The organism is Glutamicibacter sp. MNS18 (assembly GCF_026107515.2).
Taxonomy (GTDB): Bacteria; Actinomycetota; Actinomycetes; order Actinomycetales; family Micrococcaceae; genus Glutamicibacter.
On record NZ_JAPCHW010000001.1, the window covers coordinates 253,767 to 274,339 of the forward strand.

At 62.6% G+C, this 20,573-nt stretch carries 16 protein-coding genes and 1 tRNA gene; 14 read left to right on the forward strand and 3 right to left on the reverse strand.

Annotated elements, in window-relative coordinates; genetic code table 11:
- Positions 1 to 71 precede the first annotated feature (71 nt).
- Together OK351_RS01225 and OK351_RS01230 are read left to right on the forward strand one after the other, a co-directional pair.
- Complete coding sequence (locus OK351_RS01225; RefSeq protein ID WP_265155510.1) at positions 72 to 1,340, forward strand: ATP-binding protein; 1,269 nt, start codon at positions 72 to 74, stop codon at positions 1,338 to 1,340.
- On the forward strand, positions 1,337 to 2,002 hold the full coding sequence (locus OK351_RS01230) for a LuxR C-terminal-related transcriptional regulator (RefSeq protein WP_265155511.1): 666 nt from the start codon (positions 1,337 to 1,339) through the stop codon (positions 2,000 to 2,002). Before OK351_RS01225 ends, OK351_RS01230 begins: the two co-directional genes overlap by 4 nt.
- Positions 2,003 to 2,071: 69 nt before the next feature.
- Here the strand turns inward: OK351_RS01230 and OK351_RS01235 are convergent, their stop codons facing one another.
- On the reverse strand, positions 2,072 to 3,271 hold the full coding sequence (locus tag OK351_RS01235) for a pyridoxal phosphate-dependent aminotransferase (RefSeq protein WP_265155512.1): 1,200 nt from the start codon (positions 3,269 to 3,271) through the stop codon (positions 2,072 to 2,074).
- Positions 3,272 to 3,538: 267 nt separating this feature from the next.
- Between OK351_RS01235 and OK351_RS01240 the strand changes: the two genes are divergently transcribed.
- From OK351_RS01240 to OK351_RS01275, 8 genes are all read left to right on the forward strand, one after another.
- Positions 3,539 to 3,611, forward strand: a tRNA-Trp gene (locus OK351_RS01240).
- A gap of 119 nt (positions 3,612 to 3,730) precedes the next feature.
- Positions 3,731 to 3,985 carry a preprotein translocase subunit SecE gene (gene secE, locus OK351_RS01245; protein WP_265155513.1) on the forward strand — a complete coding sequence of 85 codons (255 nt, stop codon included), beginning with the start codon at positions 3,731 to 3,733 and terminating at the stop codon, positions 3,983 to 3,985.
- A 76-nt stretch (positions 3,986 to 4,061) separates the two neighbouring features.
- The gene (gene nusG, locus OK351_RS01250) at positions 4,062 to 4,940 is read left to right on the forward strand and encodes a transcription termination/antitermination protein NusG (RefSeq protein ID WP_265155514.1); all 879 of its coding nucleotides are present in this window, start codon (positions 4,062 to 4,064) and stop codon (positions 4,938 to 4,940) included.
- Between the two features lie 127 nt (positions 4,941 to 5,067).
- Entirely contained in the window at positions 5,068 to 5,499 is a 432-nt protein-coding gene (gene rplK, locus OK351_RS01255) for a 50S ribosomal protein L11 (RefSeq protein ID WP_265155515.1), read from the forward strand.
- 137 nt (positions 5,500 to 5,636) lie between these two features.
- Positions 5,637 to 6,338 carry a 50S ribosomal protein L1 gene (rplA, locus tag OK351_RS01260; RefSeq protein WP_265155516.1) on the forward strand — a complete coding sequence of 234 codons (702 nt, stop codon included), beginning with the start codon at positions 5,637 to 5,639 and terminating at the stop codon, positions 6,336 to 6,338.
- 896 nt (positions 6,339 to 7,234) lie between these two features.
- Positions 7,235 to 7,786: a 50S ribosomal protein L10 gene (rplJ, locus tag OK351_RS01265; protein ID WP_265155517.1), complete on the forward strand. Its 552-nt coding sequence runs from the start codon at positions 7,235 to 7,237 to the stop codon at positions 7,784 to 7,786.
- Between the two features lie 81 nt (positions 7,787 to 7,867).
- Positions 7,868 to 8,245, forward strand: coding sequence for a 50S ribosomal protein L7/L12 (gene rplL / locus OK351_RS01270; protein ID WP_265155518.1), 378 nt, complete (start codon positions 7,868 to 7,870; stop codon positions 8,243 to 8,245).
- A gap of 153 nt (positions 8,246 to 8,398) precedes the next feature.
- Positions 8,399 to 9,571, forward strand: coding sequence for an acyltransferase family protein (locus OK351_RS01275; RefSeq protein WP_265155519.1), 1,173 nt, complete (start codon positions 8,399 to 8,401; stop codon positions 9,569 to 9,571).
- Here OK351_RS01275 and OK351_RS01280 read toward each other — a convergent pair.
- Together OK351_RS01280 and OK351_RS01285 are read right to left on the reverse strand one after the other, a co-directional pair.
- A complete protein-coding gene (locus tag OK351_RS01280) occupies positions 9,525 to 10,025 on the reverse strand; it encodes an aminoacyl-tRNA deacylase (protein ID WP_265155520.1) in 501 nt (166 codons plus the stop codon). The genes OK351_RS01275 and OK351_RS01280 overlap by 47 nt on opposite strands.
- A 7-nt stretch (positions 10,026 to 10,032) precedes the next feature.
- Positions 10,033 to 11,232: an acetyl-CoA C-acetyltransferase gene (locus OK351_RS01285; protein WP_265155521.1), complete on the reverse strand. Its 1,200-nt coding sequence runs from the start codon at positions 11,230 to 11,232 to the stop codon at positions 10,033 to 10,035.
- Between the two features lie 389 nt (positions 11,233 to 11,621).
- Between OK351_RS01285 and OK351_RS01290 the strand changes: the two genes are divergently transcribed.
- From OK351_RS01290 to rpsG, 4 genes are all read left to right on the forward strand, one after another.
- On the forward strand, positions 11,622 to 15,128 hold the full coding sequence (locus OK351_RS01290) for a DNA-directed RNA polymerase subunit beta (RefSeq protein ID WP_265155522.1): 3,507 nt from the start codon (positions 11,622 to 11,624) through the stop codon (positions 15,126 to 15,128).
- A 113-nt stretch (positions 15,129 to 15,241) separates the two neighbouring features.
- Positions 15,242 to 19,132, forward strand: coding sequence for a DNA-directed RNA polymerase subunit beta' (locus OK351_RS01295; protein WP_265155524.1), 3,891 nt, complete (start codon positions 15,242 to 15,244; stop codon positions 19,130 to 19,132).
- A 544-nt stretch (positions 19,133 to 19,676) separates the two neighbouring features.
- The gene (gene rpsL / locus OK351_RS01300) at positions 19,677 to 20,051 is read left to right on the forward strand and encodes a 30S ribosomal protein S12 (RefSeq protein ID WP_265155525.1); all 375 of its coding nucleotides are present in this window, start codon (positions 19,677 to 19,679) and stop codon (positions 20,049 to 20,051) included.
- On the forward strand, positions 20,051 to 20,521 hold the full coding sequence (gene rpsG / locus OK351_RS01305; protein WP_265155527.1) for a 30S ribosomal protein S7: 471 nt from the start codon (positions 20,051 to 20,053) through the stop codon (positions 20,519 to 20,521). Before rpsL ends, rpsG begins: the two co-directional genes overlap by 1 nt.
- Positions 20,522 to 20,573 lie beyond the last annotated feature (52 nt).

Here is a 20,573-nt window from a genome sequence, read left to right on the forward strand (position 1 = left end):
CGACCCTGAGTCAACCCGTAAACCTTCCGGTGGTCTGGGGCGATGGCCACCAGTCGTGTTTGACTGGGTACATGGATCGAACACAAGGCACCGGGCATATCGTGCGCAGCGAAACGCGTCTGGTGGCCGGCGTGTGCGGTGGGGTTGCCGACCATCTGGGACTTGCCGTGGGTTATATCCGTTTGGCCTTCCTTTTCCTCACCGCGCTCGGGGGTATCGGGATCATCCTGTATGCCTGGTTATGGGTTTTCACCCCGAGCGCGCAGGAGTCGCAGGCCGATGAATTGCGCAGTGCCGGGACCCGGCGCCGCAGCCTGGCCGAGGAACTGGGGCTGGGAAACGCCGCCTCCATCAATGCCCGGGAAGTGGCCGAGAAACTCGGCTCAATGCGTGAAATCCTCATCGGTGCGGTGCTGATGATCCTCGCCGTGCTGGCGCTGGGGCAGTGGCTGGGTTGGAATATCCGCTGGGACCTGATCTGGCCGGGAATCGGGATCGTGGCCGGGGTGTTGCTGGCATGGCTGCAGATCGACGGCAAGCAGCCGGCCAACGGCAGCAGGCAGCAACGGTTCGCGGCGCTGATCCGGCTCGGGGTGGGCCTCTTGCTGGTGATCGGCGGACTACTGGCCCTCATCAGCGGCACCGTGGCCACCACCGACCTGATTGGCGGGATCTGGGCGGCGCTGGCCATCTTTGCCGGCGCAGTGGTGGTGTTGCTGCCCTGGGGCACCCGCCTGTGGCGGGACTTCCTGGCCGAACGAACCTCGCGGCAGGCGGCCGCGCAGCGCGCCGAGTTCGCCGCCCACCTGCATGACTCGGTTCTGCAGACCCTGGCGGTGATCCAGAAGCGGGCCACCGATCCGGCCGCGGTACGGGCCCTGGCCCGCAGCCAGGAGCGTGAATTGCGCCAGTGGCTATACGGGGACGGGCAAACCGGCCAGGATGATGTGGTGGCGGCGATCGCCGCGGAGGCGGCCCAGATCGAGGCGCTGATGCTGCGTGAAGTCGATGTGGTCTCGGTGGGCTCCGCCCGTGGGTTTGCCGGGCAGCAGGCCCTGGTGCAGGCCAGCCGGGAAGCGATGATGAATGCGGCCAAACATGCCACCGGGTTGATCTCGGTCTTCATCGAATGCCATGCCCAAAGCGTGGAGGTGTTCATCCGTGACCGGGGGACCGGGTTTGACGCCGAGCAGATCCCCGTGGACCGGTTGGGGGTGCGCGAGTCGATTATCGGCCGGATGCAGCGCGCCGGTGGCAGCGCCCGGATCCGCAGCGGCGAGGAGGGCACCGAAGTACAGTTGAGGATGCCGCACGGCACCGAAGGGGAAGAGAAACCATGAACAATTCCGCCGTACCCGAACAGATCAGCGTGGTCCTGGTGGACGACCACGGGATCTTCCGATCCGGTCTCAAGGCCGACCTGGATGAGGGCATCGAAGTGGTCGGTGAGGCCGGCACGGTAGAGCAGGCCATTGAACGGATCACCGAGCTGCGCCCGGATGTGGTGTTGCTGGATGTGCATCTGCCCGGTGGCCGCGGCGGGGGTGGGGCCGAGGTGCTGCGCGGCTGTTCGCAACTCTTGAACACCACCCGGTTCCTCGCCCTGAGCGTCTCCGATGCGGCGCAGGACGTGGTCACCGTGATCCGCAGCGGGGCACGCGGTTATGTCACCAAGAGCATCTCCGGACCCGAGATCTCCACGGCGGTACGCCGGGTGGCTTCCGGGGACGCGGTGTTCTCCCCGCGGTTGGCCGGCTTCGTGCTGGATGCCTTCGGCAGCGGTGCGGTGCAGCAGGTTGATGAGGAACTGGACCTGCTCTCGGACCGGGAACTGCAGGTGATGCGCCTGATCGCCCGGGGATACAGCTACAAGGAAGTGGCCAAGGAACTGTTCATTTCGGTGAAGACCGTCGAATCCCATGTCTCCAACGTGCTGCGTAAGCTGCAGCTGTCCAACCGCCATGAGCTCACGCGGTGGGCCGTGGACCGAAGGATCCTCTAGACCGGTATAAAGACGAAGGTGGCCCGGATCAATGATCCGGGCCACCTGCGTCTGGTGCGGGGTGATGGGCTATTTGGCCTCGCCCAGCAGCGCGGCCATCCGCTGCACGCCCTCGGCCAGGTCCGCGTCACCCAGCGCGTAGGACATCCGGATGTAGCCCGAGGGCCCAAAGGCTTCGCCTGGGACCACTGCGACCTCGGCTTCCTCCAGGATCAGGGCGGCCAGCTCGGCGCTGGTGCCGCTGACCTTGCCACGGATCTCGCGGCCCAGCAGGCCGCGGACATCGGCGTAGGCGTAGAACGCACCTTCCGGGGTCGGGCAGGAGATCCCGTCGATCGCGTTCAGTGCCTCGACAATGGCCAGGCGTCGGCGGTTGAACGCCACCTTCATCTCCTGGACCGCGTCCAGCGGGCCGGCGACCGCGGCCAGCGCGGCGCGCTGCGAGACGTTGGCGACGTTGGAGGTGGCATGTGATTGCAGGTTGGCCGCGGCCTTGATGACATCGGTGGGGCCGATCATCCAACCCACCCGCCAGCCGGTCATGGCGTAGGTCTTGGCCACGCCATTGAGTACCACGACCTTGTCACCCAGTTCGGGCACCAGCGTGGCGATGGAGGAGAACTGTGCCTGCCCGTAGGTCAGGTGTTCGTAGATCTCATCGGTGACAACCCATAAGCCCTTGGAATGCGCCCACCGCCCGATTGCCGCCACTTCCTCCGGGGTGTACACCGCCCCGGTGGGGTTGGACGGGGAGACAAACAGCAGCACCTTGGTGCGTGCGCTCAGCACCGACTCCAGCTGCTCGATGGTGGCCTTGTACCCCTGTTCCGGGCCGGCGAACACCGATACCGGCACACCTCCGGCCAGCGAAACGGCTTCGGGGTAGGTGGTCCAGAATGGGGCCGGGATAATCACTTCGTCACCCGGATCCAGCAACGTGGCGAAGGTGTTGTAGACGGCCTGCTTGCCGCCGTTGGTGACCAGCACCTGGTTGGACTGGACGGAATAGCCCGAATCGCGCAGGGTCTTGGCGGCCACGGCCTCGCGCAGCTCCGGGAGCCCGGCGGCGGGGGAGTAACGGTGGTTGCGTGGATCCTTCACCGCTTCCAACGCGGCCTGCACGATGTAATCGGGGGTCGGGAAATCCGGTTCTCCGGCGCCGAAGCCAATGACCGGACGTCCGGCCGCCTTCAACGCCTTGGCCTTGGCATCCACAGCCAGGGTCGCGGATTCGGAGATGGCGCCGATGCGGCGGGAAATTCTAGACATATCTGGTGGCATCCTGACGTCCGAGAAGGTTCAAATGTACTTCTAGCTTAGAGCCAAGGCTCCCCGATAATCACGCTCTGACGGGCAACATGACAAACCGGGTGCGTGCGCGCCGCGGTGCGGTGCGGCATGGGACACACTGTGCCCTGTCAGTTCGACAATGTCCGGAACATTGCGTAGAGTTGTTTCTCGGTGCGGAAAGCGCCGGGTTGGACAACACATCCAAAGTCATCGGATATAGTTGGATCAACCAGAGCAAATGCTCGAAGGGTAGTGGCGCAATTGGTAGCGCAGCGGTCTCCAAAACCGCAGGTTGCAGGTTCGAGTCCTGTCTGCCCTGCGCAGTAGCGATCAGATGTATCGCACAGCGAATCTCACGTCACGGTGTGTTGTGGTCGACCAGGCTGCGGCACACCGTGATTGTTTCAACTGGCCAATTTTATTGAAACGAGGAACACGGTGAGCGAATCAGCTGTCACCCATTCGGGAAACGGCAACAAGTCCGGCAAGGGCTTCTTCGGCCGGATCGTGCTCTTTGTTCGCCAGGTCATCGCGGAGCTGAAGAAGGTTGTCACTCCCACCCGTAGCGAACTGATCAACTACACGCTGGTCGTGATCGCGTTCGTCGCCATCGTGATGCTTATCGTGACTGCCCTGGACTTCGTTTTCGGTACCGGCTCCACGCTGCTGTTCACAAACAGACCAGAGCAGTAAAATTTTCCGCGCAGCCCTGTGAAAGCGCTGCGTCAGGGCCCAAGGTGTACATCAGTAACAGAAAGCAGGAGCTGCAGTGTCCGACCAGGAACTCGAACCGCAGAACAACAACGAGGTAGAAGCCGAGTTCGTCGACCCCGTTGACGAGCAGGTCGACAACGCAGACGTTGCCACTGAAGCCCCCGAACTGGATCAGACCGTGGACGAGGTAGTGCTGGACGAGGCCGTTGAGGCCCAGGACGCAACCGAATCCCTCGAATCCGAGGACAATGCCGCCGAAGCCACCGAATCCGGTGACGAGACCGGTGTAGAGGTTCAGGCCGCCGAGGAATCCGAGACCAATGTCGAGCAGCTGAAGGAAGAGTTCCGTGCCAAGCTGCGTCGCCAGCCAGGTGACTGGTTCGTCATCCACACCTACGCAGGCTACGAGAACCGCGTCAAGCTGAACCTTGAAACCCGAATCCAGACCCAGGACATGGATGATTTCATCTACGAGATCCAGGTCCCGATGGAAGAGGTCGTCGAGGTCAAGAACACCCAGCGCAAGATCGTGCGCCGTGTGCGCATCCCGGGCTATGTCCTGGTGCGTATGGAACTGACCGACGCCTCGTGGGGTGTTGTTCGCCACACCCCCGGGGTGACCGGATTCGTTGGCAACGCCCACGATCCGAACCCGCTGACCCTGGATGAGGTGTTCTCGATGCTCGAGCACACCGTGGTTGACCCGGCCGAGCAGCCTTCGGCATCGAAGCCAGGTCGTGCACCAATCACCGAGGTCACCGTCGACTTCGAGGTCGGCGAATCGGTCACCGTCAACGACGGCCCGTTCGAGACCATGCCGGCCACGATCTCGGAGATCAAGCTCGAAGCAGCCCAGCTGGTGGTGCTGGTCTCGATCTTCGAACGCGAGACCCCGGTGACCTTGAACTTCAACCAGGTCACCAAGATCCAGTAGCATTAGTACTTCGTGCCACTCACGCGTGCTTACGTGAGCCAGGCACGTCCGGTTGCCGCGCCACGGCAACCAACACCCCGAAGCACGCTCCTGTGCCCGGGGACACGCAAAAGTAGAAGGACCCGACATGGCCCCAAAGAAAAAGGTCACCGGACTTATCAAGCTGCAGATCCAGGCAGGCGCCGCCAACCCGGCTCCTCCGATTGGTCCGGCACTTGGTCAGCACGGCGTCAACATCATGGAATTCTGCAAGGCTTACAACGCCGCGACCGAGTCGCAGCGCGGTAACGTTGTACCAGTTGAAATCACCGTGTACGAAGATCGTTCGTTCACTTTCATCACCAAGACCCCACCAGCAGCCGAGCTGATCAAGAAGGCTGCCGGCGTTGCCAAGGGCTCGGGCGTTCCGCACACCACCAAGGTCGGTAACCTGACCCAGGCCCAGGTCGAGGAAATCGCCAACACCAAGATGGAAGACCTCAACGCCAACGATCTGGCTGCCGCCTCGAAGATCATCGCCGGTACCGCCCGTTCCATGGGCATCACCGTCGAAGGCTAAGTTCGACCCAGCGTCGCCAGCTCCTGTTGGTGACACCCAGATAATTTTCATTAGGGGATCCCGCTACGAGCGGACCCCGCCAGTGGCAGGACCGAGCGCGGTCCTCATGACCACGACTGCATAAGGAGAAAACGCAGATGGCAAAGCGCAGCAAAGCATATTTGGCCGCAGCGGCCAAGATCCAGGCCGACAAGTTCTACGAGCCAGCCGAGGCTATCGCCCTGGCCAAGGAAATCGCCGGCGAGAAGACCAACTCCACCGTTGAGGTGGCCTTCCGCCTGAGCGTTGACCCGCGCAAGGCCGACCAGATGGTTCGCGGTACCGTGAACCTGCCGCACGGTACCGGTAAGACCGCCCGCGTGGTTGTTTTCGCCAACGGCGACAAGGCCGAGGCAGCCCGGGAAGCCGGCGCCGACTTCGTTGGCTCGGACGACCTGATCGAAAAGATCCAGGGTGGCTGGACCGACTTCGACGCCGCGGTGGCAACCCCGGACCTGATGGGCAAGGTTGGCCGTCTGGGCAAGATCCTGGGCCCACGTAACCTGATGCCGAACCCGAAGACCGGCACCGTGACCATGGATGTGGCCAAGGCCGTCAACGACATCAAGGGTGGCAAGATCGACTTCCGCGTCGACAAGCACGCCAACCTGCACTTCATCATCGGCAAGGCTTCCTTCGATGCCAAGGCGCTGACCGAGAACTATGCAGCAGCCCTGGACGAGGTCCTGCGCCTGAAGCCATCGGCTTCCAAGGGCCGCTACATCTCGAAGGCGACCATCGCCACCACCTTCGGCCCGGGCATCGCCCTGGACCCGAACGTGACCCGCGTGAACGTCTAATCGGCTAACCCTAGCCCGATACACCTCGGCTGCCCCGTACCACCACGGTACGGGGCAGCCGAGGTCTTTTAACGTCATATAGGGGGCAGCAGTCCAGCCGACCGCTTTCGCGGGGGAGGGCATGCGGTCACCGGATGTCATCTAGCGGTTCGAATGTCTGCTCTGAGCGTACAAACGTATTCCGGACTCGCAGATTCAGCCTACCAATGCCTAAAGCCCGGGGGTGATGCAGCTTACAGTTTACTGTGAGTCTTGCCTCCGGGGCGACGTTAATCCGGGCCTCCGGGACCCTGGAATCACGTCTGAGGGCAGCTGATGAACGGTTTTCAGTAATTCACCGGCAGGGCTGATTAACCCAAATCAATGGCTCAAAGGGTGGAGCGGGCTACCGTGCAGCGGTTGCCGAGTGCCGCTTGGCCTGTGCATCCTCGAGTTGCTAGTCGGTGGGTTGCTAGTGGTACGGTAAACCTACCGAAATAATTCGGCAGCGGTTGCATGGGACCCCCAAGACTATGCAGCTGCTGGACATGCAAGTTTCCCCAAGCTTCATGTCGACAAGAGCTCGTTGCCAGCGTCCCCCAAGTGCTGGCCACGGGCCTTGTCTTTTTAACGCCCCCTGGAATTCGGGTATCGTGCGCCGCATATCACAGTCTCCTGCCGGTTGCTGGATTTGTGTTCCGAAGCCCCGGCGAATTAGGATGGTAACACCGAAGACCGTCGGTTGAGTGGTATCCCAGTGATCCACTCCGAAGAGCCCGTAAGGGCGACCAACGCAGGTTTCATAGATTTGTTCCAACCATCTACAGGTTGAACTGCCCTGTGCTCCTGCGCGGGGCGTTTTTTATGCGCTCCGCCGGTTATGAAACGGTACCGAACTGAACCCCGGAAGGAGTGTTATGGCAACGCAGACCAAGACCGTTGCGATCGAAACGATCGCCGCTGAGTTGAAGGAATCCACCGCAGCTGTCCTGACCGAATACCGTGGGCTTACCGTTGCACAGCTCAAGGATCTGCGCCGTTCGCTTGGTCAAGACACCAAGTACACGGTTGTGAAGAACACCTTGACTGCTATTGCAGCGAAGGAAGCTGGCATCGATGCATTCGATGGACAGCTGACCGGTCCGACCGCAATTGCCTTTATCAAGGGCGATGCAGTTGCTGCCGCAAAGAGCCTCACGGAGTTCGCAAAGGCCAATGACAAGCTGGTCATCAAGACCGGTTTCTTCGAGGGCAACGCCCTGGATGAAGCTGGCATTGCTGCCCTGGCTGCACTGGAATCCCGCGAGCACCAGTTGGCACGTGTTGCCGGCGTTCTGCAGGCTCCGGCCTCTGCCGCTGCACGCATCGTCGACGCCCTGCGTATCAAGCTCGAAGAGAACGGTGGCACTGCCGCCGAGGAAGCTCCGGCGGAAGCCGCTGCAACCGAGGAAGCCCCGGCAGAAGCCTAGGCCTTCGCGATTCTCTCGCAACTTTTACCCCAAAACATTGCGGTTCCCGTGTCCGGGATCCATAACCGAAAGGACGCCACCATGGCGAAGCTCACCACCGAAGAGCTGCTCGAAGCATTCAAGGAAATGACCATCATCGAACTGTCCGAGTTCGTGAAGCAGTTCGAGGAGACCTTCGAGGTCACCGCTGCTGCTGTTGCCGTAGCCGGCCCGGCTGGCGGCGGCGACGCTGCTGCTGCTGAAGAGCAGACCGAATTCGATGTCATCCTGGAATCGGCTGGCGACAAGAAGATCGCAGTCATCAAGGAAGTTCGCGGCCTGACCTCGCTGGGTCTGAAGGAAGCCAAGGAGCTCGTTGACGGCGCTCCGAAGGCCATCCTGGAAGGTGCCGAGAAGGACGTTGCCGAAAAGGCCAAGGAAGCCCTGGAAGCTGCCGGCGCAACCGTCACCCTCAAGTAGGTTCCAGCGGTCACTCGCACCCTACTGCCAAGGGCCCTGCGGACGAGAAATCGTCCGTGGGGCCCTTGGCCGTTAATATCGAATACCTCGCTATCGGTATATAACGATTCTATTAACAGGTGATATTCATATTCGTCACCTACGGTATTTAATGTGTTGACGAATGAACGAAGTAGCGCGCTCAATCCAACGCCACGGCTCGGTTTGCTCGACGCCTTACGCATAGTCGCCGCCCTGGTCGTAGTGCTTTACCACTACACCGCCTGGGGGCATCAGCATTGGGGTGAAGGGGCACTGGAAGCCTGGCCCATCCTCTCCCAGTTCACGATCTACGGCAGCATAGGTGTCCAGCTCTTCTTCCTGATTTCGGGCTTTGTCATCCTCATGTCTGTTCAGGGCAAGGGGCTGATCCAATTCATCGGGTCGCGACTGGGCAGGTTGTATCCCGCCTACTGGCTGGCCGTGGCCGCGGCCGCCCTGCTGACCTTCAGGCTTTGGCCCGCAGCCAAGGACGGGCGCACCACGCAGGACATTGTGCCGAATCTGACCATGGCCCAAGCCGGCATGGGGGTGCGCGACCTGGACGGTGTCTACTGGACTCTATGGGTGGAACTGCGTTTCTACCTGATCCTCGCGGTTCTGGTGGCCTTCGGCCTGGTCAGGGACCGGGTGATCCTCTGGCTGAGTCTGCTCTGGCCGGTGCTGGGCCTGTACCTGCATATCAGCAACGCCACCAAGGCCCAGGAATGGGTTATGGGCCAGTACGCGCCGCTGTTCGCAATCGGGATGGTCACCTTCCTGATGCACCGGGGAATGCAGACCCCGTGGCGTTGGCTACTGATCGCCTTCAACACGGTACTGGCCTGCTATTTCACCGGTGTCAAGGGACGCAAGGACTCCGATTTCCTTTCCGGGGTCGACATTCCCGCCTGGCATTTCTCCGTGCTGGTGCTGGGCTGCATCGTCTTGCTGCTGCTGTGCACGCTGACCCCGCTCAAGACCGTCCACGCCCGCTGGATGGTGACCGCCGGCATGCTCACCTATCCGCTATACCTCTTCCACCAGCTCTGGGGCTGGTGGATGATCGAGCAGTTCAGTTCGGTACTGAACAAGTACGTGCTCTTGACCCTGACCGTGGTGCTGATGCTCGCGCTGGCCTACCTGGTGGCGCGGTTCATCGAGAAGCCCGCAGGCCTGTGGCTGCGCAACGAGTTCATCCGTTCGGCGACCTGGCTGACCCGGAAGGCGGGGGAGGCCGCCGCCGCTTCCGCGGCATGGATCACTCCGGCGAGGAAATATCAGCCACTGTCGCGCCAAATCCGTTAACCAGGGCCTGCGGATCGACGAACAGGGCATGGCGCGGATCCCCGCTCCCCAACGCGATCGTGGGTGACGGCAGGTCCTGGAACACGCTCTGATCCACAACCACCGGCAGGCTGGTACGCGAACCGAAGGGTGTGATGGTGCCCCGGCGATATCCGGTGACCTCAAACGCAGCCTGCTCATTGGGCAACGACAATTTGTTGACCGACAGCAGGGCCCGCAGTTTCGGCCAGCTCATCGCCCGACCTCCGGGAACCAGCACAAACAGGAAGCTGCCATCGGAACGCTTCAGGACCAGGGTCTTGACCAGGCGTTCCGGCTCGATGCCCAGCAAGTCCGCCGCTTCGCGGAGGGAAGCGGCAGCTGCGCGGGGCACGATTTCCAGCGGGATGTTTCGCCTGGCCGCGTCCAGGGTCACGCGGCTGAGCGCATCATTCTGTTCGTTGGCAGGATCCATGGCCCTGTTACCCCTCGGCGAGTCGTTGCAGGATCAGGGCCTCGCCCTGTCCTCCACCGCCGCACAGGCTCACCGCAGCCGTGCCCGACCCGCGGCGTTGCAGTTCCAGCGCGGCGGTGAGTGCCAAGCGGGCACCCGAGGCGCCGATCGGGTGGCCCAGGGCGATGGCCCCGCCGTGGATATTCGCCCGGTCACCCGGATAGTCCAGGTCCAGCAGGGACTGGTGGGCCACCGCGGCGAAGGCCTCATTGATCTCGATGAAGTCCAGGTCCCCGACCGACAGCGACTGCTTGTCCAGGGCGGCGCGGATCGCGTTGGACGGCTGGGAATGCAGCGAGTTATCCGGCCCGGCCACCTGGCCGGCGGCTCCGATGACTGCCAGGATCGGATGCCCATGCCGTTCGGCCCACTGACGGGAAACCACCACCACGGCCGCGGCCCCGTCGGAGAGCGGGGAGGAGTTGCCTGCGGTGATCGTCCCGTCCTCCGCGAAGGCCGGCCGCAATCCGGCGAGGGTTTCCACGGTGGTGCCGGGACGGATTCCCTCATCCTGGGCAATAACCAGCGGATCGCCCTTGCGTTGCGGTATGGATATGGGGACGATTTCCCCGTCGAAGATCCCGGCCTGCTGGGCCGCGGCGGCCCGTTGGTGGCTCTGGGCGGCGAGCTGGTCCTGAAGGGGCCGTTCGATACCCAATTCGCGGTTCTTCGTTTCGGTGCTCACACCCATTGACTTGCCGTCGAAGGCATCGGTCAGCCCGTCGTGGGCCACCGAGTCCACCGCACTGATATTCCCGTAGGACCAGCCGAACCTGGACTGGGGGAGCAGGTGCGGGGTATTCGACATGGATTCCTGGCCGCCGGCAACGACCACGTCGGCTTCACCCAGGCGGATCAGTCGCGCCGCATCGGTGATGGCCGCCAAACCGGAAAGACAGACCTTGTTGATGGTCACCGTGGGGGTATCCCAGCCCAGTCCGGCCTTGATGGCCGACTGCCGGGCGGGGTTCTGCCCGCAACCGGCCTGGACCACCTGGCCCATGAAGACCGCCTGCACCTGCTCGGGCTCCAGCCCTGCGTGGTCCAGGGCCCCGGCGATGGCCGCCGCGCCGAGGTCGGTCGCGCTCAGTGAGGACAGTGTCCCCTTGAACCGGGCGAAGGGGGTACGTGCACCGGCTATGATGACCGCGTCCAGTGCCGAAGCCATGGGGATCACATCCAATCGTGGGTAGGCAAAAAATATTCGCTAATCCAAGGTTAGACCATGTGCTGTTGCCCACACCTGCGGCCGCCGGCGCTTTCGCCAAGTCCCGCAAATCCTCGGGAACCCTGCCGTTGACTAGGCTGCACCGGTGGCCAAGGGAAAACTTGCCGCACCGGTCCGCCGCCGCGGCGGGGAGACTATAGCATGAATACGGAAAATAGCTATCGACAAGTTTGTCCAGCTGGGGTAGAGTGGAAATTTGCGCCCGTATTATTTGCGCATGCGACCTTCATATAGCGGTGGGTTCATGTGACAAGGGGTCATCAGCTGTGCGCTGATGCCTTTGCACGATGGGCGTTTCGGAAACCTGACGGTCTGTGGAAGGATCCATTTTGGTCGCCTCGAGCACCTCTAACAACCAAACCGCTAGTTCGGCTCGCGACGCTGCGTACGCTGGCCGACTTTCTTTTGCCAAGATTCACGAACCCCTTGAAGTGCCGAACCTGTTGGCGCTGCAGACCGAGAGCTTTGACCGGCTGATCGGCAACGAGCGCTGGAAGGAACGACTGGCCGAGGCCGTCGCCGCAGGCGATGGCAGCGTCCCGGATGTCAGCGGACTGGCGGAAATCTTCGAGGAAATCTCTCCGATCGAGGACTTCCAGGAGACCATGTCCCTGAGCTTCTCGGAGCCTGAGTTCGCCGATCCGAAGTACTCGATTGCCGAGTGCAAGGACCGTGACGTCACCTATGCCGCACCGCTGTATGTCAAGGCCGAGTTCATGAACAATGAAACCGGCGAAATCAAGCAGCAGACCGTGTTCATGGGCGACTTCCCGCTGATGACCGACAAGGGTACCTTCGTCATCAACGGTACCGAACGTGTGGTCGTGTCCCAGCTGGTGCGTTCCCCGGGCGCCTACTTCGAGTCCGCCCCGGACAAGACCAGTGACAAGACCATCTACTCCGCGCGCATCATCCCGTCGCGTGGCGCCTGGTTCGAACTGGAAATCGACAAGCGCGACCAGATCGGCGTGCGCCTGGACCGCAAGCGCAAGCAGTCGGTCACCGTGTTGCTCAAGGCCCTGGGTTGGAGCGAAGAGAAGATCCTGGCTGAATTCGGCCAGTACGACTCGATCCGCGCCACCTTGGAAAAGGACAACATCAAGGACCAGAACGAGGCCTTGCTGGATATCTACCGCAAGCTGCGTCCGGGCGAGCCGCCAACGGTGGAAGCGGCCCAGGCACTGCTGCGCAACATGTACTTCGAGCCCAAGCGCTACGACCTGGCCAAGGTCGGGCGTTACAAGCTCAACCGCAAGCTCGGTGTCGAGTCCCCGGTTAACGCGGAGAGCGCACTGGTGCTGAGCATCGACGACGTGGTGGCGATGATCCGCTACCTCGTGGCACTGCACGCCGGTGAACGCAGCATCGAGGGAACCCGCCAGGGCGAGATCGTGGACGTTCCGGTGAACGTGGACGATATCGACCACTTCGGCAACCGTCGCATCCGCGCCGTGGGCGAACTGATCGAGAACCAGGTCCGTACCGGCCTGTCCCGTATGGAACGCGTGGTGCGCGAGCGCATGACCACCCAGGACGTGGAAGCGATCACCCCGCAGACGCTGATCAACATCCGTCCCGTCGTGGCCGCGATCAAGGAGTTCTTCGGAACCTCGCAGCTCTCGCAGTTCATGGACCAGAACAACCCGCTGGCCGGGCTGACCCACAAGCGCCGCCTCTCGGCGCTGGGCCCGGGCGGTCTGTCCCGTGACCGTGCCGGCATGGAAGTGCGCGACGTGCACCCCTCGCACTACGGACGCATGTGCCCGATTGAAACCCCGGAAGGCCCGAACATCGGCCTGATCGGTTCCTTGGCCACCTACGGCCGTATCAACTCCTTCGGCTTCATCGAAACCCCGTACCGCAAGGTCGTGGACGGTGTGGTGACCAAGCAGGTCGAGTACCTGACCGCCGATGACGAGCTGCAGCACTTCATCGCCCAGGCCAACGCCCCGCTGATGGAAGACGGCCGCTTCGCCGAGGAAAGTGTCCTGGTCCGTGAAAAGGGCGGCGGCGGCGAGCCCGTGCTCGTTGAGCCAGGCGAAGTGACCTTCATGGACGTTTCCCCGCGCCAGATGGTGTCGGTGGCGACCGCGTTGATCCCGTTCCTGGAACACGACGACGCCAACCGCGCACTGATGGGCGCGAACATGCAGCGCCAGGCCGTGCCGCTGCTGGCCTCCGAGTCCCCATTGGTGGGTACCGGCATGGAGAAGTACGCCGCGGTTGACGCCGGGGACTCCGTGGTGGCCGCCAAGCCGGGCGTGGTCACCGAGGTCTCGGCCGACCTGGTTGTCGTGATGAACGACGACGGCACCCAGTCGATGTACCCGATCATGAAGTTCGCCCGCTCGAACCAGGGCAACGCCTACAACCAGCGTGTGCGCGTCTCCGAAGGGGACCGCGTGGAGTACCAGTCGATCATCGCCGACGGTCCCTCGACCGACGCCGGTGAACTGGCATTGGGCAAGAACCTGCTGGTCGCGTTCATGTCCTGGGAAGGGCACAACTTCGAGGATGCCATCATCCTGTCCCAGCGCATGGTCTCCGACGATGTGCTGACCTCGATCCACATCGAGGAGCACGAGGTCGATGCCCGCGACACCAAGCTGGGTGCCGAAGAAATCACCCGCGATATCCCGAATGTCTCGGAAGACATCCTCTCGCAGCTCGATGACCGCGGCATCGTGTACATCGGTGCCGAGGTCGAGGCCGGCGACGTGCTTGTTGGCCGTGTGACCCCGAAGGGCGAAACCGAGCTCACCCCCGAAGAGCGCCTGCTGCGCGCGATCTTCGGCGAGAAGTCCCGCGAAGTGCGCGACACCTCGCTGAAGGTGCCGCACGGCGAGTCCGGAACCGTCATCGGCGTGCGCATCTTCGATCGCGACAACGACGACGACCTCTCACCGGGTGTGAACCAGCTGGTGCGCGTGTACGTGGCCCAGAAGCGCAAGATCACCAATGGTGACAAGCTCGCCGGCCGCCACGGCAACAAGGGCGTCATCTCCAAGATCCTGCCGATCGAGGATATGCCGTTCCTGGAAGACGGCACCCCGGTCGACGTGGTCCTGAACCCGTTGGGTGTGCCAGGCCGCATGAACGTGGGCCAGGTCATGGAAATCCACCTGGGCTGGGCCGCCAAGCAGGGCTGGAACATCGAGAACGAACCGAACTGGGTGCGTGACCTGCCGGATCTGCCTCGCCAGACCGGCTCGACCACCGTTTCCACCCCGGTATTCGACGGTGCCTCGGAAGAGGAAATCCGCGGCATCCTGGACTCGGTGAACCCGACCAGCGACGGCCAGCAGCTGGTGCAGAACACCGGCAAGGCCCGGCTGTTCGACGGTCGTTCCGGCGAGCCGTTCCCGGATCCGGTATCGGTGGGCTACATGTACATCCTGAAGCTGCACCACCTGGTCGACGACAAGATCCACGCACGTTCCACTGGCCCGTACTCCATGATCACCCAGCAGCCGCTGGGCGGTAAGGCACAGTTCGGTGGCCAGCGCTTCGGTGAAATGGAAGTGTGGGCCCTGGAGGCCTACGGCGCCGCTTACACCCTGCAGGAACTGTTGACCATCAAGTCCGATGACATTCACGGTCGCGTGAAGGTCTACGAAGCGATCGTCAAGGGCGAGAACATCCCGGAGCCAGGCGTTCCGGAATCGTTCAAGGTGCTCATCAAGGAAATGCAATCGCTGTGCCTGAACGTCGAAGTACTTGGTACCGACGGCAACACCATCGAGTGGCGCGAATCGGACGAGGAATCGTTCCGTGCTGCTGAAGAGCTGGGCATCGACCTCTCCCGGTCGGAGCCGAACTCCGTCGAGGAAGTCTAGGACCCGATCCCTTCGGTGCCGGGCCCCCTGGGGGACCGGCACCGGCAGGATCCCTTCCGGATTCACTCACCACGTACTGACTTCAGACACCAGAAAAGAGAGAAAAGGACCATATGTCCAGCGATTCCTCATTCGGACTCATGCGCATTGCCCTTGCCACCGCGGAACAGATCCGCGCTTGGAGCTACGGCGAGGTCAAGAAGCCTGAAACCATCAACTACCGCACCCTGAAGCCCGAGAAGGACGGCCTGTTCTGCGAGAAGATCTTCGGTCCCTCGCGTGACTGGGAATGCTACTGCGGCAAGTACAAGCGCGTACGCTTCAAGGGCATCATCTGCGAACGTTGCGGCGTCGAGGTAACCCGCGCCAACGTGCGCCGTGAGCGCATGGGCCACATCGAACTGGCCGCCCCGGTCACCCACATCTGGTACTTCAAGGGCGTTCCCTCGCGCTTGGGCTACCTGCTGGACCTGGCACCGAAGGACCTGGAAAAGGTCATCTACTTCGCCGCCTACATGATCACCGGCGTCAACGAAGAGCGTCGCCATGCGGAAATGCCGAACCTGCAGGCACAGCATGACCTCGAGCTGCGCCAGCTGGCGAACAACGCCGAGGCCGACAAGCGTGCGGTGCTCAAGGACCTCGAAGCGGAACTGGAGCGCCTGGAAGCAGGCGGCGCCAAGGGCGCGGAGCTGAACAAGGCCCGCACCAACGCCGAGAAGACCGTGCTGCAGATCGACAAGCGCGCCAAGAACGAATCCGAGCGCCTGCGTGCGGTCTGGGAGCGTTTCAAGAACCTGAAGGTCGCCGACCTGGAAGGTGACGAGGGCCTGTACCGCATCATGCGCGAGAAGTACGGGCTGTACTTCGAGGGCTCGATGGGTGCCGAAGCCATCCAGAAGCGCCTGCAGAACTTCGACCTGGTTGCCGAGGCCGAGAACCTCAAGCAGATCATCGACAATGGCAAGGGACAGAAGAAGACCCGTGCGCTCAAGCGCCTGAATGTCGTCAACGCGTTCCTGACCACCGAGAACTCGCCAGAGGGTATGGTTCTTGACGCCGTTCCGGTGATCCCGCCGGAGCTGCGCCCGATGGTGCAGCTCGACGGTGGCCGTTTCGCCACCTCGGACCTGAACGACCTGTACCGTCGCGTGATCAACCGCAACAACCGCCTCAAGCGCCTGCTGGATCTCGGTGCCCCCGAGATCATCGTGAACAACGAAAAGCGCATGCTGCAGGAAGCGGTTGACTCGCTGTTCGACAACGGACGCCGTGGCCGCCCGGTCACCGGTCCGGGTAACCGCCCGCTGAAGTCCCTGAGCGATATGCTCAAGGGCAAGCAGGGTCGTTTCCGCCAGAACCTGCTGGGCAAGCGTGTTGACTACTCGGGCCGTTCGGTCATCGTGGTCGGTCCGCAGCTGAAGCTGCACCAGTGCGGTCTGCCCAAGCAGATGGCCCTGGAGCTGTTCAAGCCGTTCGTGATGAAGCGTCTGGTTGACCTGAACCACGCGCAGAACATCAAGAGCGCCAAGCGGATGGTCGAGCGTTACCGCCCACAGGTGTGGGATGTTCTCGAAGAGATCATCACCGAGCACCCGGTACTGCTCAACCGCGCACCAACCCTGCACCGCCTGGGTATCCAGGCCTTCGAACCCCAGCTGGTCGAAGGCAAGGCCCTGCAGCTGCACCCGTTGGTGTGTGCGGCGTTCAACGCCGACTTCGACGGTGACCAGATGGCAGTGCACCTGCCGCTGAGCCCCGAAGCCCAGGCCGAAGCGCGCATCCTGATGTTGTCCTCGCACAACATCCTGAAGCCGTCCGATGGCCGTCCGGTTGCCCTGCCGTCGCAGGATATGATCATCGGCCTGCACCACCTGACCACCAAGCGTGCCAACGAAATCGGCGCCGGTCGCGTGTTCACCTCGGTCGCCGAGGCCATCATGGCCATGGACCGCCGGGAACTGCACCTGAACGCCCCGATCAGGATCCGTGTGGAGAACTTCGTTCCCTCCGCCGAGCAGCCTGCTCCGGAAGGCTGGGAGCCGGGTACCGACGCGCTGATCGAGTCCTCGCTGGGCCAGGTGCTGTTCAACGACACCCTGCCCGCGGATTACCCGTGGGTTGCCAAGGTGGCCGGCAAGGACGCACTGTCCGAGATCGTCAACGATCTGGCGGAGCGTTACCCGAAGGTCGTGGTGGCCAACACCCTGGACAACCTGAAGGATGCCGGTTTCCACTGGGCAACCCGCTCGGGCGTGACCGTGGCGATCTCGGATATCACCTCGAATATGGACAAGGCCGCCATCCTGGCCCCCTACGAGGAGCGTGCCGCCAAGGTCCAGGCTTCCTATGACAAGGGCCTGATTGCCGATACCGAACGCCGCCAGGACCTGATCGACATCTGGACCAAGGCCACCGACGAGGTTGCCGAGGCGATGAAGAACGGCATGGAGGAGCTGAACACCATTAACCGCATGGTGACCTCCAAGGCCCGTGGTAACTACCTGCAATTGCGCCAGATCGCCGGTATCCGTGGTCTGGTGTCCAACCCGAAGGGCGAGATCATCCCACGCCCGATCAAGTCCTCCTACCGTGAGGGCCTGTCGGTCCTGGAATACTTCATCGCGACCCACGGTGCCCGTAAGGGCCTGGCCGATACCGCGCTGAAGACCGCCAACTCGGGTTACCTGACCCGTCGTCTGGTGGACGTGTCCCAGGATGTCATCGTCCGCGAGGACGACTGCGGCACCCGTCGCGGGCTCACCGTGCCGATTGCCGAGGACATCTCCGGATTCCGCAAGCTGCACGACACCGTGGAGAACTCGGCCTACACCCGTACGCTGGCCACCGACGTCAAGGACGCCGCAGGCAACGTACTGGCCGAAGCCGGTTCGGATGTGGGCGATGTGCTGATCGACCAGCTGTACGCCGCTGGCGTGGACGAGATCCGCGTCCGCTCGGTACTGACCTGCGATTCGGCCGTGGGAACCTGTGCACTGTGCTACGGCCGTTCGCTGGCCACCGGCAAGACCGTGGACATCGGCGAGGCCGTGGGCATTATCGCCGCACAGTCCATCGGTGAACCCGGTACCCAGCTGACCATGCGTACCTTCCACACCGGTGGCGTGGCCTCGGCCGACGACATCACCCAGGGTCTGCCCCGTATCCAGGAGCTCTTCGAGGCCCGTACCCCCAAGGGTGTGGCCCCGATGGCAGAGGTCTCCGGACGCATCTCCATCGAGGACGACGAGAAGCAGTTGCGCGTGGTGATCACCCCGGACAACGGCGACGAGAAGCAGGCCTACCCGATCCTGCGTCGTGCCCGCCTTGAGGTGGAGGACGGCCAGCATGTCCAGGCCGGTACCCAGCTGACCGCCGGTACCCTGGACCCGAAGCAGGTTCTTCGAGTCCTCGGGCCGCGTGAGGCACAGAAGTTCCTGGTCCGCGAGGTCCAGGACGTGTACCAGTCCCAGGGTGTGGGCATCCACGACAAGCACGTGGAAGTCATCGTCCGCCAGATGCTGCGTCGCATCACCGTCATCGAGTCCGGTGAAACCGAACTGCTGCCGGGTGTGCTCTCCGACCGGGCACGCTTCACCGCCGCGAACCGCAAGGCCGTGGCCGAAGGCAAGCGTCCGGCAGCCGGCCGTGACGAGCTGATGGGTATCACCAAGGCCTCCTTGGCGACCGACTCGTGGCTGTCCGCGGCCTCCTTCCAGGAGACCACCCGCGTACTGACCCAGGCCGCCATGGAAGGCAAGTCCGATCCGTTGCTGGGTCTGAAGGAAAACGTGATCATCGGTAAGCTGATCCCGGCCGGCACCGGCCTGGACCGCTACACCCAGGTCAGCGTTGAACCGACCGACGAGGCCAAGGCCACGTTGTTCACCGGTTCCTCGGCGTTCTCCTCGGGCCTGTACGACGATGGGCTGGAGGGGGGACTGTCCCCGGAATTCCAGGCCATCTCGATGGACGACTACGACACCGGCCAGGACTTCCGCTAAACCGGTAGCCTGGACACCGTCCTAGCCCAGTAGACAGCCCGTTCCCCACCGCCGCCAGGCCACGGGGGACGGGCTGTCTCGTCGTTAACCTGCCAAAATAGCATTCACACAAACGACTAGTCATTAAGTCATTGACAGATAAATCGACTATTCTGCTGACGGGGCAGGGCAGCGTACGTGACCCAACTCGCGTTGCGGGGTGCCGGTGGGCGTGCAACGATGGAAGCAAGGAAAAGTTCAGCGGATATCTGTCTGACTAGTGGTCGATGTTCACTCGGCCCGCTTAATCTAGTAGCCAGGCAGCGTAGAGCGGTGAATTTACAGGGCTGGCAGGATTAATGCTAGACTCGAATCAATTGTTTTATGTGTGGCAAAATGGACGCGGTCCGGGTTGCGGGTAAGTTGCGCAGCGAATGCCACACTTTCGCACGCCTAGGGACTTTTGGACTCAGTGCGCGATGGAACGAGCAGATAGCGCAGCGGTCACCGTCCCAGGATGGAGCGGCGGCGCCGAAGAATTTTAGAAAATTGGAAGGACACGAGAGTGCCTACTATTCAGCAGCTGGTCCGCAAGGGCCGCACGCCGCAGGTAAACAAGGGCAAGGCCCCTGCACTGCGCGGCAACCCAATGCGTCGTGGGGTGTGCACCCGTGTGTACACCACCACCCCGAAGAAGCCAAACTCCGCTCTGCGTAAGGTTGCACGTGTGCGCCTTTCCGGTGGTGTCGAAGTGACCGCCTACATCCCAGGTGTCGGCCACAACTTGCAGGAACACTCCATCGTGCTGGTGCGCGGTGGTCGTGTGAAGGACCTGCCAGGTGTCCGCTACAAGATTGTTCGTGGTGCGCTGGATACCCAGGGTGTCAAGGATCGTAAGCAGGCTCGCTCCCGCTACGGCGCAAAGAAGGATGGTAAGTAATGCCGCGTAAGGGTCCGGCGCCGAAGCGCCCACTGGTTTCTGATCCGGTATACGACTCGCCGTTGGTCACCCAGCTGATCAACAAGGTACTGGTTGGTGGCAAGAAGTCCACCGCCGAGCGTATCGTCTACGGTGCACTGGAAGGTGCCGCCGCGAAGTCGGGTACCGACGCCGTATCGACCTTGAAGAAGGCCATGGACAACATCCGTCCGGCACTTGAGGTTCGCTCCCGCCGCGTGGGTGGCGCAACCTACCAGGTTCCGGTAGAGGTCAAGCCGGGTCGCGCTACCGCGCTGGCCCTGCGCTGGCTGGTTGGCTACTCCAAGGCCCGCCGTGAGAAGACCATGATCGAGCGTCTGATGAACGAGATCCTGGACGCCTCGAACGGTCTGGGTGCCGCTGTGAAGCGTCGCGAAGACACTCACAAGATGGCCGAGTCCAACAAGGCCTTCGCCCACTACCGCTGGTAAGAAACGCTTGGGGCTGCCGGGCGTCAACCGACGCCGGTAGTTCCTTGCCTCA